We start from the raw sequence: 14759 nt of genomic DNA, 5'->3' as shown, positions 1-14759 counted from the left end.
GTCCATTTTTTATTTTTGTAGAATGCAAAGACTACTCGTCATCATTATATTGAGAATAAAACTCAGGTGACAAATTACTAAAACGCGTGTATTGCCCCTCAAAAGCCAGACGAACAGTACCAATTGGACCGTTACGTTGTTTACCGATAATAATTTCCGCTGTACCAGCCTCTTTGGACTCTTTGTTATAAACTTCATCACGGTAAATAAACATAATTAAATCGGCATCCTGCTCGATCGCACCTGATTCACGAAGATCGGACATCACGGGACGTTTATTTGGTCGGTTTTCCAGTGCGCGGTTAAGCTGTGAAAGTGCAATCACAGGACACATCATTTCTTTGGCTAGTGCTTTTAAGCTTCGTGAAATTTCTGAGATCTCACCGACACGGTTATCACCCATGCCAGGGACTTTCATCAATTGTAAGTAATCGACCATAATACAGCCAATTTTACCACCATGCATTTTGGCAATACGACGCGCCCGCGCCCGTAACTCTGTTGGTGGTAATGCTGAAGAATCATCAATATATAGGTTTTTTTCCTGTAATTGCAAAATGGTGCCAGTCACTTTAGACCATTCATCACCATCTAATTTACCAGAACGTAAGTGTCCTTGATGAACCTTACCGTAAGCTGAAATTAAACGCATAGCGATTGAATCCGCAGGCATCTCCATGGAAAAAACTAGAGCAGGTAAGTTACAGTTAAATAAAACACTTTCCACTAAGTTCATCGCGAACGTGGTTTTACCCATAGATGGACGCGCAGCAACAATAATCAAATCACCTGACTGCATGCCAGATGTTTTATTATCAAGTTCCATAAAACCTGAAGTTAAACCTGTAATGCTGCCTTCCATTTGTGAAAGTTCATTTAGCTTGTCAAAAACATCGGCAACGACAGCATTGATGGGTTTTGGCCCTTGAGCTTTCGCATTATTATTATGTTGTTCAGCAATCGAGAAAATATTAGTTTCGGCGAGATCTAAAATTTCACTCACACTACGACCTTTGGTGTCATAGGCATTTTGTAAAATTTCAGAGCTGACTTTAATCATGCTGCGCAAGGTTGAAAATTCTTTAATTTTATTGGCATAGGTTTCTAAGTTATAAAAACTAGAAGGGGAATCTGCCATCAGTTGCATCAAATATTCTTCACCACCTACAGCATCTAGTAGGTTTTGTTTGATGAGCCAGTCATTGACTAAAACGGCATCATAAGGTGAGTTCTCTTGGGTTAATTTTTCAATCGCACGAAAAATATATTTATGCCGTGTCGCATAAAAATCATTTTCACTGAGTACGTCACCAACTTGCTCAAAAGATTCGGCCACAGTCATTAGCGCAGCAAGTACAGCTTGCTCAATCGCTAAGTTATGCGGTGGCGTACGAAACTCTTTTAATTGGCTAGGCTCATTCGTTTTATTATCTACTTTAGATGAGTTAAGCGCAGCATTGGCATTCGCCTGTGACATATAAAACCCTGATTTTAGATGCAATAAATGAGTAATTTGGAAAATTTCAACGAAGAATGAGATTTCAAATGTTTTCGTATAAACAAATGATACGCGCTCTTAAAAAAAATGCGAATCGAAAATTTCATTCATCTAAAAACAGTCAAAATAAGTTGTGCTAACTGCTTGTTGTCAAAGCCATATAAGCTATTTTGACTATTTTCAGAGATAAAAAAAGAGCATGCAAAAGCATGCTCTTTTTCTTGCAGAAAATTACTCAGATACGATAGTAACGAGAACTTCAGCAACAACATCATGGTGCAATTGAATTGCGATGTTGAATTCGCCAGTGTGACGAAGTGCACCGTTCGGTAAACGAACTTCTGCACGGTCAACTTCAAGACCAGCATTTGTCAACGCGTCAGCGATGTCACGAGTACCGATAGAACCGAATAGTTTACCTTCGTCACCAGCTTTAGCAGTGATTACGATGTTAACTTCGTCTAATTGGTCAGCACGTGCTTGAGCAGCAGCTAAAACATCAGCTTCAGCTTTCTCAAGTTCTGCACGACGAGCTTCAAAAGCAGCAGTATTCGACTCAGTCGCTGCTACTGCTTGACCTTGAGGGATAAGGTAGTTGCGGCCGTAACCAGCTTTAACTGAAACTTTATCGCCTAATTTACCAAGGTTTTTAATGCGTTGTAGTAAGATAATATCCACAGCTCAACCTCACTTATGATTGTCAGTGTAAGGGATCAAAGACAAGTAGCGAGCTTGTTTAATAGCAAGCGCTAATTGACGTTGGTAACGAGCTTTAGTACCTGTAATACGGCTTGGAACAATTTTGCCGTTTTCAGTGATGTACTGTTTTAAAGTATCGATATCTTTGTAGTCGATGTAAGCAACTTTCTCAGCTGTAAAGCGGCAGAACTTGCGACGACGGTAAAAACGTGCCATTTATGTTCTCCTTATGCTTCAGCAGAATCTTGAGATTGTTGTGCTTCTTCACGTTGTGCTTTACGCGCACGTTTTTCTTCAGCACTTTTAGCAAGCAATGACTCTTCAGTGATTGCGTGTTCACGACGAATAATAACATTACGAAGGATTGCATCGTTATAACGGAACAATTCTTCTAATTCATTAAGCGTAGTTTGACCACATTCAACATTCATTAAAATGTAGTGAGCTTTATGAATTTTGTTAATTGGGTAAGCCAATTGACGGCGGCCCCAATCTTCTAAACGGTGAATTTGACCTTCAGCTTCTTTGATGTGAGTTAGGTAACGTTCTACCATACCCACAACTTGATCGCTTTGGTCTGGATGTACCAATAGTACGATTTCGTAGTGACGCATTGTCAGCTCCTTACGGTTTATACAGCCGCTAAATAAAATTCAGGGGCAAGGAGTCACAACTAAAAGTTGTGCCGCATAAAAATGCGAAGCGTGATTTTAGTGGTTTTAGGCTTAAATTACAAGAGCAGCTTTCTGAAATACTAGATTTATATACGTGCTTTGGAACGCAATAAAAAAACAACATGGCTTTTGCAATTTGGATTTGATTTGTAAGTATGGTCTAAGAGAAGTTGATAAGAGTTGTTCACTATGAATTCATCCAATAAAACAATGATAACTATTTGATTTGTTAGGATTTAATTTGGTTATTACATAAGGAAAATAATACAACTAAAAATTTTTAGAATAGATGTAGTTTAAATATCATATTAAATAATTTATTACTAACACGATGTTAACAATTGCAATAACTCAGTCAAATAAAACAAAAATAAGAGAATAAAAAAAGATAGAGTAAAACTCTATCTTTTTTAAAAAAACACGATTTGTGTTGTGGGTGCTGTAGAGGTAAAGCTAAAGCACAAACTTACAATCGTAATGAGAATGACTGAAAATAGGAAAAAACGTTTTGCCCATAGTTGGTCATTTTCAGTTTTAAAACCAAGTACACCAATATAAAACCAATAAATGCAAAGCGCATTTAAGACAATAAGGTATAACCAATTGGTATAACCGAACACAAATAAAGCATTCATTACAATGGTAAATAAAACAACATAAATCAGTGATTCAATTTTAGTACGTAAAATAGAACGTGCTACAGGAAGAATCGGAACACCTGCATTTTTGTAGTCATCAAAACGATATACTGCAATTGCCCACGAATGTGGCATTTGCCAAAGTGCATAACCAATAAAAATCAGTAGGGCAGCTAAGTCAAATTCATTACTAACGGCGGTATATCCAATCACTGGTGGGCTTGCACCAGAAATACTTCCAATAACAGTTTGGTGAATTGTTGTGCGTTTTGTCCAGAGGCTATAAAAGACCACATAGACCACAAAACCAATCACTGCAAATAAAAAAGCGTACGCATTTACCCAGAACCATAAAATGCTAAAACCAATCACACCCAATACAAAAGCATAAGCTAGAGCAATAGGAGGAGAGATGGTTTTTTGAACTAGAGCACGGTTTTGTGTGCGCTGCATTTTGTGGTCGATGTCTTGGTCAATAACGTTATTGACCACACAACCAGAGGCAACAACTAAAGTTGTACCAAGGAGGGTAATAAGCAATAAAAGGAAATCTACAGAACCTTGGGCGGCTAAAAAATAGCCACCCAAAGTGGTAACGAAGTTACCAAAGAGAATTCCTGGTTTAGTCAGGAATATATACTTTTTCAGCATGACAATCAGTTTAGATCATCATGTTGTAGTGAAGGTAGTTCATGATCCATACAGAACCAACTAAAAGTACCGCAATAGTTAGAATTGTATAAATAAATGCAATTACGTTCCAGCGCTGTTCAGATGATGAGTTCATGTGTAAGAAGAACACTAACTGAACCAGTACCTGAGCAACTGCAGTAATAGCAATTACAGTAACCAAAATACCACGTCCAAAGCCACCGCTCATGACCATTCCAAAAGGAATGAGCGTAAGAACAACTGACAAAATGAAACCGACAGTATATTGCTTCACGTTACCATGCGATGCACCAGCAGAGTTGTGATCGTGACTCATTAGAGAACTCCCATCAAATAAACAACGCTGAATACACAGATCCAAACGATGTCAAGGAAGTGCCAGAACAAGCTTAGGCAAGCAAGACGACGAGTGTTTGGAAGAGTTAAACCATTCTTCTTGATTTGAATCATCAAAATGATCATCCATACCAAACCCGAAGTTACGTGAATACCGTGCGTACCTACTAGCGTAAAGAACGCAGATAAGAAGGCACTTGTGCTTGGACCATGACCAGCATGAACTAAGTGATTGAACTCATAAAGTTCCATACCAATAAAGGCAGCACCAAATAACCATGTAATGATTAACCAAGTTAAAACTTGATTTACATTTTTTTTGTATGCAGCAAGTACGGCAAAACCGAATGTTACAGAAGAGATGAGGAGAGCGAAAGTTTCCGTTAAAACGAAACCTAAAGAATCACCAAAAAGCTCTTTTGCACTTGGAGTACCCATTGGAATGTGACTGCTTAATACAGCGAACGCAATGAAGAGTGTCCCGAATAGGATCAAGTCACTCATCAAGTAAGTCCAGAAACCAAAGACGGTGATGTCGGTATCATCGTGATGATGATCATCGTGTCCATGGTTGTCGTGATGAAGTACTTCAGCCATTGTCTTAGTCCTTCTTCAAGTGTTTTTCAAGAATCGCATAGCGTTCGTTTTCAATGCGTTCTACTTCAGCAGCAGGCACATAGTAATCCACTTCTTTAGTGAATGAACTTACGATAAACGAAACGATAGCACCAATGAATCCAACAGCAGCTAACCACCAGATATGCCAGATTAAAGCAAAGCCCATAGCAGTAATGAACATTGCAATAACGAAGCCAGCGGCACGATTAGTTGGCATGTGTACATCTTCATACGACGTAGGACGCGCGTATGCAACACCGTTTTCTTTGTCAGTCCAGAAGCGATCGATACCGTCAGCTTGTGGTACATGAGCAAAGTTATAGAACGGAGCAGGTGAAGAAGTAGCCCATTCTAATGTGCGAGCATCCCATGGATCGCCAGTTAAATCGAGATTGTCATTGCGTTGTAAGAAACCAACAATGATTTGCATTAAGAAGCATGCAATACCAATCGCGATAAGGATAGCACCAAAGAGAGCGATAGCGATGTATGGATCCCATTCTGGATTGTCATATGTATTCAGACGACGCGTCATACCCATGAAACCAAGGATATAAAGTGGCATGAATGCAAAATAGAAACCAAAGAACCAGAACCAGAAAGATGCTTTACCCCAAGCTTCATTGAGTTTCCAACCAAACATTTTTGGCCAGTAGAAAATGATACCTGCGAACATACCAAACACTACACCACCAATAATTACGTTATGGAAGTGAGCGATGAGGAACAATGAGTTATGTACTAAGAAGTCCGCTGGTGGAACTGCCATTAATACACCGGTTAAACCACCGATACCAAAAGTCACAAGGAAACCAAGTGTCCATAGCATTGGCGTGGTAAAGGTAATACGACCCTTATACATGGTGAATAACCAAGAGAAGATTTTCACACCAGTAGGAATCGCAATGACCATGGTCATGATACCAAAGAATGCGTTAACGTTGGCACCTGAACCCATTGTAAAGAAGTGGTGAACCCATACCACGAACGCAAGTACTGTGATCGCGATAGTCGCATACACCATTGATTTATAACCAAATAATGCTTTGCGAGAGAAAGTGGATACAACTTCAGAGTAAATACCAAATGCTGGTAATACTAAGATGTACACTTCTGGGTGACCCCAAGTCCAAATCAAGTTTACATACAACATTGGGCTACCACCCAAGTCATTTGTAAAGAAGTGAAAGTCGAAGTAACGGTCAAGGGTTAACATTGCAAGTGTTGCAGTTAACACAGGGAAAGATGCGATGATCAATACAGACGTACAAAGTGAAGTCCAGGTAAAGATCGGCATATCCATAAGTGTCATGCCAGGTGCACGCATTTTAATGATGGTAACAAAGAAGTTAACACCCGTTAAAAGCGTACCTAAGCCTGAAACTTGAAGTGCCCAAATGTAGTAGTCCACACCTACGCCCGGAGAATATTCAATGCCTGACAGTGGAGGATAAGCCATCCAACCAGTTGCAGCGAATTCACCAAGTGCAAGAGAAGCCATCATGAGACCCGCAGCGCCGGAAAATAACCAGAAGCTTAAAGAGTTTAATAATGGGAAGGCAACGTCACGAGCACCAATCTGTAAAGGTACAGAGATGTTCATTAGGCCAACAACAAGACCCATCGCTACGAAGAAGATCATAATTACGCCATGGGCAGTAAAGATCTGATCGTAATGTTCAGGGTGTAAATAACCTTCACCACCGCCTCGTGCGAGGAATTGTTGAAGACGCATCATGATCGCATCTGCAAAGCCACGAAGTAACATGACTACAGATACCAAGATATACATGATACCAATCTTTTTATGGTCTACAGATGTGAACCATTCAGTCCACAAGTAGTTCCATTTTTTAAAGTAGGTGATCCCTGCAAAAACAGCAAGGCCACCTAGGACCATCATTGCAACAGTTGCCAATACGATTGGATCGTATGGAATTGCATCTGGTCCTAACTTACCTAAAAAGCTCATGTCTTATTCCTCTACAGAAGCAGTCGCATGCTCAACATTCGCATGAGCTTCAGAAGCCGCAGCTTCATGACCTACAGTTGCTGAGTGATCAGCACCATGGTAGTTGCTCATGTATCTGTTAATCACGGATTCGAACAATTTAGGCTCAACTGAAGAATAGTAAGTCACTGGGTGTGGCTTAGTTGGATAAGGCTTCATTGCTTCAGCAGCAGCCTTTTCTTCTGGAGTCGTCGCTTTTGCTACTAATGCTTCGATTTGGTGCTTACCACGGTTACCATCACGTAAGGTTGCAAATTCAGTTTGGTCTAAAATACCTTTTTGAACTGCTTCAGGATTAACTGAAGTACCATTACCTGCTTTAACTGCTGCTACCCAATTGGCAAACTGTGCTTCTGTTACAGAATGAGCTTTAAAGCGCATTTGTGAGAAGCCATAACCTGAATAGTTAGAAGAGAAACCGCGGAATACGCCAGTCGTGTCTGCCAACATGTTCAAATGAGTTTGCATACCTGCCATTGCATAGATTTGACCAGACAATGCAGGAATAAAGAACGAGTTCATTGTGAAGTTAGATGTTATACGTAAACTTACCGGAGTTTGTTCTGGGAAGCGGAATTCGTTAACAGTCGCAATGTCTTGTTCTGGGTAAATAAAGACCCATTTGAATTGTTCAGCAATAACTTGAACATTTAAAGGAGCTTTATCTGATTCGAGCGGACGGTATGGGTCATACTTGTGGGAACCCCACCAAGTTAACCACGCTAGAATACCAATAATAATGACTGGAACACCCCAAACTATAATTTCAATAGCGGTAGAGTGTGCCCAAGTAGGTTTATAGTCTGCATCTTTATTCGACGCGCGATATTTCCAGCCAAACCAAACTGCCATAAGTGCTGATGGAATCACCACTAGAAGCATTAAATAGATCGCAGTCATCATAAGATCTGATTGACCTTGTGCTACTGGACCTTTTGAGTTTAGAAGTACCATATCACCGCCACACCCAGTTAAGAGTGCAGCCATCGCAGATAAAGACAATACAGCTAAAATCGTTTGTCTCATTTTACAACCTCGGTGAAGAGTCCCATTCCATAATTTAATATGGGATAGCGATTAAAGTGTCGCATGATTGGGAAGGTCTATTTTTACTTAGAAATTCTAAGCATAGAAGATCCTTCCCAATCATGAGACACCGCTACGTTGTAGGGCATTATGCCTCATATTGTTGAACTAAGCTATATGTAAAGTGGCTTTAAATACCTGTTATAAAAACTGATTTTTTTACTCGGAATTAAACTTTTAAGATAGAAATTATTATTTTAGTATCAATATTCTGGGGAAAAACAGGGAGATAAAATCATCCCCGTTTTTTGACGTTTATTGTTTAACCACTTTAGTTTTGGCTAATTTGTCGTGTAGCGTTTGACGTTTTTCGCTTAATGCAAAGACATGGTCAATAATTGTGATAAAGGGCATAAATAGCAGATTTAAAATAATAAAGATAAAGCTACGTAAAGTGAATACGCGCATTAGACTGACTTTTTCACCATTTTCGGCATCGACAATTTTAATTTTGGTGAGTTTTTTACCAATACTTTGCCCAGATTTCGCCAACATAAAGGCTTGAATACCAAGCATGATGATGATGTATGCAAACATTGCTTGCCATGCTTCCATTGGAATAAGGGTAAGTAATTCCTGTTGTAATTGTACTGCTTGAGTTGAAGTGTCAGCGGATTGCATTTTTTGTTGAATATCAGACAATTGATTAAATTGATCTGGTTTTAGAAAGAACGAAGGAATCGCTGCTGCGGGTAACCAAAGTAATAAATCGATAATTTTTGCTAAAACACGGGTGGTAATGGAAGCGAGTTCACTGTTTTGAGCTGGTTTTTTTCCAGGTTGCACTTTAGCCATACTTGAATTTTGTAAAGGCGTCTGTTCGGGGAAAGGTGTTGGGGCAGTATAATCTACAGGTTCATATACAAGTTTACCCTTGGTTAATTCACCTAAAGCTTTCCATTCTGTCATACCTTGGTGCCAAGCTAAGTCTGTGAGCATGACTTGTTGACTCGCGAGCATTTGATTGAGTTGCTCTAAGGTGTATGGACCCGCTTGTTGATTATCACGTGCCAAGTAAATTTGCATAAAATTGAATTCTCAAAACTAAATCTTAAAAGATGGATAAAAAAAAGACCCACTAGTGGGTCTTTTTTTAACACGTTTTATTAAACTTGTTTAGTCTTTTCTTCTGCTAAGAAGAACCAAGTGTCTAAAACTGAGTCTGGATTCAATGAAACAGATTCAATTCCTTGTTCCATCAGCCATTGAGCAAGATCAGGATGGTCAGAAGGACCTTGACCACAAATACCTACATATTTGCCTGCTTTACGGCATGCATGAATTGCCATAGATAGTAATGCTTTAACTGCAGGATCACGCTCATCGAACAAGTGAGATACGATACCTGAGTCACGGTCTAGACCTAATGTTAACTGAGTTAAGTCATTTGAACCGATAGAGAAACCATCGAAATGTTCAAGGAATTGTTCAGCTAACAATGCATTGGTTGGTAATTCGCACATCATGATTACTTTTAGGCCGTTTTCACCGCGTTTAAGACCATTAAGACCTAATAGTTCGATAACACGTTTCGCTTCGGCAACTGTACGTACGAAAGGAATCATGATTTGAATGTTGGTTAGGCCCATTTCGTCACGTGCTTTTTTCAATGCACGGCATTCAAGTTCGAAGCAGTCACGGAAATTGTCAGAAACGTAACGACTCGCGCCACGGAAACCAAGCATTGGATTTTCTTCTTCTGGCTCGTACAACTTACCGCCAATTAGGTTCGCATATTCGTTTGACTTGAAGTCAGACATACGAACAATCACAGGCTTGTCAGCGAAAGCAGCAGCAAGTGTTGAAATACCTTCAACCAATTTTTCGACATAGAATTCGATTGGAGAAGAGTAACCAGCTGTACGTGCCATGACCGCAGCACGTGTTTCACGTGGCAGGCTTTCAATATTTAATAACGCTTTCGGATGCACACCAATCATACGGTTGATGATGAATTCTAAACGAGCAAGACCAATACCTTCGTTTGGAATTTGAGCGAAGTCAAATGCACGGTCAGGGTTACCCACGTTCATCATAATTTTGAACGGTAGTGCAGGCATAGATGCAATAGAGTTACGTTGAATTTCGAAATCTAAAGCACCTTCGTAGATGAAGCCTGTATCGCCTTCAGCACAAGAAACAGTGACTTCTTGACCGTCAACTAGAACTTCAGTTGCGTTACCACAACCAACGATTGCTGGAACACCAAGTTCACGTGCAATAATTGCAGCATGACAGGTACGACCACCACGATTAGTTACAATCGCAGCAGCACGTTTCATGACAGGTTCCCAATCTGGGTCAGTCATGTCGGAGACAAGAACGTCACCTGGTTGTACTTTGTCCATTTCTTTAATTGAAGTGACAATACGGACTTTACCAGAACCGATACGCTGACCAATTGAACGACCTTCACAAACGACAGTACCTTTTTGTTTAAGCAGGTAGCGTTCCATTGTGCCGACATTTTCACGGCTTTTTACTGTTTCTGGACGTGCTTGAACGATATAAATTTGATCATCGTCGCCATCTTTCGCCCATTCGATGTCCATTGGTGAACCGTAATGGTTTTCAATGATCAACGCTTGTTTAGCAAGTTCTTGAAGTTCATGATCATTAAGTGCGAATTGTTGACGATCTTGTTTTTCAACATCAACAACAACAACTGATTTACCCGTAGAGCCTTCTTCGCCATAAATCATTTTTTGGTGTTTAGAACCAAGATTACGACGTAGGATTGAATGTCTACCTGCATTTAATAATGGCTTAGATAGGTAAAATTCGTCAGGGTTTACTGCGCCCTGAACAACCATTTCACCCAAACCATAAGATGCAGTAATAAATACAACATCACGGAAACCAGATTCTGTATCCAATGTAAACATTACACCAGCAGCACCCGTTTCAGAACGCACCATGCGTTGAATACCAGCAGATAGGGCTACAACTTCATGTTTAAAGTTTTGATGTACGCGATATGCAATTGCACGGTCATTATAAAGTGAAGCAAAAACTTCTTTAATTGCGATCAATACATTATCGATGCCACGAATGTTTAAGAAAGTTTCTTGCTGACCAGCAAAAGAAGCGTCTGGTAAGTCTTCTGCAGTTGCAGATGAACGAACGGCAACCGCGATTTCAGGGTTGCCGTTAGAAAGTTCTACGAATGCACTGCGAACTTCTTTTTCAAATTCAGCTGTAAGCGGAGTATCGATAATCCATTGGCGAATTTTTGCGCCAGTTTCTGCAAGAGCATTGACGTCATCAACATTTAAAGTTGATAGCTCTGCTTGAATTTTAGCGTTTAGGCCACTTTGCTCGAGAAATTCACGATAAGCATCAGCAGTTGTTGCGAAGCCACCTGGCACTGATACACCAGCATTGGATAAATGGCTGATCATTTCACCTAAAGATGAGTTTTTCCCACCTACAAGTTCAACGTCGTGTTTCCCTAATTTTTCTAGACCAATTACGCGCGCTTCCAATGTTGTTACTCCACTTTTGCAGTATTAATCACTATCTTGCATGAAATTATAACAAATCTACTTAGCATTTTGATTTTACTAAGCGAAAGTTATATAAGATCAGTTTACTATAAAGATTTTATAGCACTTAGACAAATATTTAAGGAGAATTTTAATGTCAGAAGGTAAACAAATTAAGCGCAGTGTATTTTTTGTATCTGATGGTACAGCAATTACTGCTGAAACCCTTGGACACTCACTGTTAGCGCAGTTTCCTCATGTTAATTTTGACATTCATATTATTCCTTATATTAGCTCTGAAGAAGCAGCTATGAATGTGGTTGCAGAAATTAATCAATGCGCTGATCGTGATGGGCAGCAACCCTTGGTATTTGATACTCTTGTAGACCAGTATGTACGTGACATTATTAACACTGCAAATGCAGTGAATCTTGATGTTTTTGAAGGGCTTATTAGTAAGTTGTCTGAGGTTTTAGGTACTCCGCCTACAACTTTAGTCGGGCAAACCCATGCAGTGACCGATTCAGAGTCGTATAAAGCCCGTATTGATGCGGTTCATTTTGCTCTAGACAATGATGATGGTGCGCGTACACGTCATTATGATAAAGCTGATTTAATTCTGATTGGTGTATCGCGTTCAGGCAAAACACCAACTTCAATTTATTTGTCATTACAATTTGGTATTCGTGTTGCAAACTATCCATTAACCGAAGAAGACTTGGATGACAATCGTTTGCCTGCGGTATTAAAAGCGCATAAACAGAAGTTGTTTGGCCTTATGATTGATGCAGAAAGGCTTGTAGCGATTCGTTCTGAACGTAAGGCAAACAGCCGTTATGCAAGTTTTAGTCAGTGTCAGATGGAGCTTCGTGCTGTTGAAGGAATTTACATTTCTGAAGGGGTTAAGTATTTGAATGTCTCTGAAATGTCGATTGAGGAAATTTCAACACGCGTTTTGCAAATGACCGGTTTGAAGCGTCGTATTGGTTAATTGTCATTACATTATTCTATAGGTATAAGAGTTTTTGTGTAGGCTCTTATTTCATGTCATAAGTAATAACGATAATGGATATATTATATGAAAAAAATATCAAAAATAGCCGGTTTTATTGTTTTGTCTGTTGGTTTTTTAAACCACAGTTATGCTAACACCGCAACTGTAAGTGCTTTGGAGCAACAGATTTATAAAAAATATACTGGACAAGATTTTTATACAGTCAATCAACAATTTGAAAGTGATGTAGTGAAGTTGATTGAAAAAAATGCAGATAGTTATACTTATCGGTTTCCCAAGCTTACCAATGGCTTGGGTTTAAATATTCACTACGCGCCCAATCAATTGTTTAAAACCTATACTTTTGATGTTGGCGGTGGTGGCACAATGGGCACGTATTCTTCTTATGCGCAGTTTAAAAATGCACCTAAAAAGAAACTTCAAGCCATTGAAGCTGGTTTTATTCGAAGTGTTGATCAAGTCACGATGTCTGGACAGCCCGTTTATTTAATTCAAAGTTACTATAAGGGCGATAGCTGTGTTGGTGCTTATCAAATAAAGGCTTATAAGCAACAGAAAAACCAGTTGAATCCAGTGCAAATTTTCCAAACTAAAAGCAAAAAATTAGACACAATTCGTGTAGATTATAATTGTCAGTATGATGCTGATCGTAAAGGGGATTATATTCGTACTTCAAAGGATTTAAAGTTTATTGATATTAAATTGTTAGATCAAAATACCAAGCCAACGGGTAAATACTTACGTTATCAAAAAAATAACAACAATTATCAATATGTCGGTACAGTGAAATAAGTTTATATGATAAAAAATAGGTCAATATGAGTTGACCTATTTTTTATCTTTAAAGTTTTAGTAAGTACGAATAATGATATCCACTTTATGTTCAATACCATCCATACTTTGTATCGCCTGATCTGTGATTTTAACCACGGGCCAAGTAATGAGTTTGCAATTTTCATGTTGTAAAGCTGAATAATAAGTATCTGATTTTAGAAAGAGCTTATTTTCAGAAGCAGAGTTTGGCATTAACTGTCGTTTTAACCAATTATCCTGAACTTGTGACTCGAGATAACGAATAGCCAATAACGATTTAATTCGATTGTTAAATAAACGACGATTCTTAATCATTAAAGGATGTGAAAGCAGTTTGTGTATTCCTTTTTCTGTATGCGGCAATACAAAATGTGGTGTGATTTGAAATACTTTAATCAATTTAGCATGATTACAAATCTGCGCGAGATGCGTCACGGTCATTTGGTTTGCACCAATAATGGCAACATTTAAATTTGAAAAATCAAATTGTTTGATTTCTTCAGTTGCAACAATTTTCCCCTTAAAGTTTTGGAAAAACTCGGGTGCGTTTTGAAAGAAACCATCCGATGGATTCTTTTTTTTGTTAACCATTTTCATATCCTTTCTTGTTTTACTTCGTTGCAGTTGGTTCTGCAATTTATTGGTATATCCAAGATAGAACTTTTGGTAAAGATTTTTCTGGAATCTGGTCAGTCATTGTTACTATAGTGCGGATGAAAATGTGGGATAATTTTTACTTAAGATTGATGATATTACGTGTGAAGTTGGATCATTTGATCATAAAAATAAGGCTTGTTCTGAGAGAGCAAGCCTTAGTTTTAATATGCTAAAAAGTTTGGCCATTATATGGGGCAAAGAAAATAACGTGTTTCAGCACAGCTTAATTTTTTTCATCACCATGTTCTATATTTTCAAAGGGTGTTCGTGAATAATGAGGCACACTTGGTGGTTGTGTATGCATTCTAAGATAGTCTAAATCTCGAATGTTTTTTTGTACGGCAACTGCGCCAAATAAGCTCAGTAAAAAAGCCATGATATAAAAGCCTTTTTCACTCAATTCAAGTGAAGCATTCCATAGACCAATACTCAGCAATGCGACGCAGATTATGTTGGAAGCCCAACATAGCCCAAAATAAATAGCGGTTACATGAACACCTTCGAGCTTAATTTGAAATAAAAAATAGCACCTTAAATAGGTGCTATTTTGGCAATAT

The 14759-nt window shown here is 38.9% G+C and carries 14 protein-coding genes and 1 pseudogene; 2 read left to right on the top strand and 13 right to left on the bottom strand.

Features of this window, described 5'->3' with window-relative positions; genetic code table 11:
- Nucleotides 1-31 precede the first annotated feature (31 nt).
- The 11 genes from dnaB to ppsA all read right to left on the bottom strand — a co-directional run bounded on the left by dnaB (nucleotide 32) and on the right by ppsA (nucleotide 11717).
- A complete protein-coding gene (gene dnaB, locus B9T25_RS07840) occupies nucleotides 32-1477 on the bottom strand; it encodes a replicative DNA helicase (protein ID WP_086187887.1) in 1446 nt (481 codons plus the stop codon).
- 252 nt (nucleotides 1478-1729) lie between these two features.
- Entirely contained in the window at nucleotides 1730-2176 is a 447-nt protein-coding gene (rplI, locus tag B9T25_RS07835; RefSeq protein WP_004648824.1) for a 50S ribosomal protein L9, read from the bottom strand.
- A 9-nt stretch (nucleotides 2177-2185) separates the two neighbouring features.
- Nucleotides 2186-2413: a 30S ribosomal protein S18 gene (gene rpsR, locus B9T25_RS07830; protein WP_004648825.1), complete on the bottom strand. Its 228-nt coding sequence runs from the start codon at nucleotides 2411-2413 to the stop codon at nucleotides 2186-2188.
- Nucleotides 2414-2424: 11 nt separating this feature from the next.
- Nucleotides 2425-2811, bottom strand: a complete 387-nt coding sequence (gene rpsF / locus B9T25_RS07825) for a 30S ribosomal protein S6 (RefSeq protein ID WP_004648827.1) — start codon at nucleotides 2809-2811, stop codon at nucleotides 2425-2427.
- A gap of 470 nt (nucleotides 2812-3281) precedes the next feature.
- On the bottom strand, nucleotides 3282-4160 hold the full coding sequence (cyoE, locus tag B9T25_RS07820) for a heme o synthase (protein WP_086187886.1): 879 nt from the start codon (nucleotides 4158-4160) through the stop codon (nucleotides 3282-3284).
- 10 nt (nucleotides 4161-4170) lie between these two features.
- The gene (locus B9T25_RS07815; protein ID WP_086187885.1) at nucleotides 4171-4497 is read right to left on the bottom strand and encodes a cytochrome o ubiquinol oxidase subunit IV; all 327 of its coding nucleotides are present in this window, start codon (nucleotides 4495-4497) and stop codon (nucleotides 4171-4173) included.
- Nucleotides 4497-5114: a cytochrome o ubiquinol oxidase subunit III gene (gene cyoC, locus B9T25_RS07810; RefSeq protein ID WP_086187884.1), complete on the bottom strand. Its 618-nt coding sequence runs from the start codon at nucleotides 5112-5114 to the stop codon at nucleotides 4497-4499. Before cyoC ends, B9T25_RS07815 begins: the two co-directional genes overlap by 1 nt.
- A 4-nt stretch (nucleotides 5115-5118) precedes the next feature.
- Nucleotides 5119-7107, bottom strand: coding sequence for a cytochrome o ubiquinol oxidase subunit I (cyoB, locus tag B9T25_RS07805; RefSeq protein WP_086187883.1), 1989 nt, complete (start codon nucleotides 7105-7107; stop codon nucleotides 5119-5121).
- A gap of 3 nt (nucleotides 7108-7110) precedes the next feature.
- On the bottom strand, nucleotides 7111-8172 hold the full coding sequence (gene cyoA / locus B9T25_RS07800) for a ubiquinol oxidase subunit II (RefSeq protein WP_086187882.1): 1062 nt from the start codon (nucleotides 8170-8172) through the stop codon (nucleotides 7111-7113).
- A gap of 315 nt (nucleotides 8173-8487) precedes the next feature.
- Nucleotides 8488-9258: an RDD family protein gene (locus B9T25_RS07795; RefSeq protein ID WP_086187881.1), complete on the bottom strand. Its 771-nt coding sequence runs from the start codon at nucleotides 9256-9258 to the stop codon at nucleotides 8488-8490.
- A gap of 80 nt (nucleotides 9259-9338) precedes the next feature.
- Nucleotides 9339-11717, bottom strand: coding sequence for a phosphoenolpyruvate synthase (gene ppsA, locus B9T25_RS07790; RefSeq protein WP_086187880.1), 2379 nt, complete (start codon nucleotides 11715-11717; stop codon nucleotides 9339-9341).
- Between the two features lie 154 nt (nucleotides 11718-11871).
- Here ppsA and B9T25_RS07785 point away from each other — a divergent pair, with 154 nt between their 5' ends.
- Together B9T25_RS07785 and B9T25_RS07780 are read left to right on the top strand one after the other, a co-directional pair.
- Nucleotides 11872-12708: a pyruvate, water dikinase regulatory protein gene (locus tag B9T25_RS07785; protein WP_086187879.1), complete on the top strand. Its 837-nt coding sequence runs from the start codon at nucleotides 11872-11874 to the stop codon at nucleotides 12706-12708.
- A gap of 87 nt (nucleotides 12709-12795) precedes the next feature.
- A complete protein-coding gene (locus B9T25_RS07780; RefSeq protein WP_086187878.1) occupies nucleotides 12796-13524 on the top strand; it encodes a hypothetical protein in 729 nt (242 codons plus the stop codon).
- A 57-nt stretch (nucleotides 13525-13581) separates the two neighbouring features.
- Here B9T25_RS07780 and B9T25_RS07775 read toward each other — a convergent pair whose 3' ends face one another.
- Together B9T25_RS07775 and B9T25_RS07770 are read right to left on the bottom strand one after the other, a co-directional pair.
- Entirely contained in the window at nucleotides 13582-14136 is a 555-nt protein-coding gene (locus B9T25_RS07775; RefSeq protein WP_086187877.1) for a flavoprotein, read from the bottom strand.
- Nucleotides 14137-14425: 289 nt separating this feature from the next.
- Nucleotides 14426-14710, bottom strand: a pseudogene (locus tag B9T25_RS07770) (YiaA/YiaB family inner membrane protein); the annotation flags it as partial.
- Nucleotides 14711-14759 lie beyond the last annotated feature (49 nt).

The organism is Acinetobacter sp. ANC 4470, assembly GCF_002135335.1.
Taxonomy (GTDB): domain Bacteria; phylum Pseudomonadota; class Gammaproteobacteria; order Pseudomonadales; family Moraxellaceae; genus Acinetobacter.
Note: the sequence above shows the minus strand (reverse complement) of the source record. Positions and strands in the feature narration are given on the sequence as shown.